We start from the raw sequence: 254 nt of genomic DNA, 5'->3' as shown, positions 1-254 counted from the left end.
CAACTTGTGTGGATTTTTACTGGTTGATCGATCGAAATTATTTTCATTGATTGATGGTAGAAATTACTCGAAGTTTATTTGAGAAATATTTGTCAGAAAATTGATGAGCCAGATTTGGTGTTTTGAATAAAGCACTATTGATTTTAAACTGAAGAGTTTGATCATGGCTCAGATTGAACGCTGGCGGCAGGCTTAACACATGCAAGTCGAGCGGGGGAAGTTGCTTCGGTAACTGACCTAGCGGCGGACGGGTG

1 rRNA gene is annotated in these 254 nt (G+C 40.6%); it reads left to right on the top strand.

Annotated features, from left to right (window positions below):
• Window positions 1-145: 145 nt before the first annotated feature.
• Window positions 146-254: ribosomal RNA gene (locus WFH18_RS18110) — 16S ribosomal RNA — on the top strand; the annotation flags it as partial.

The organism is Acinetobacter sp. USHLN143 (genome assembly GCF_037145695.1).
Lineage (GTDB): Bacteria > Pseudomonadota > Gammaproteobacteria > Pseudomonadales > Moraxellaceae > Acinetobacter > Acinetobacter fasciculus.
Note: the sequence above shows the minus strand (reverse complement) of the source record. Positions and strands in the feature narration are given on the sequence as shown.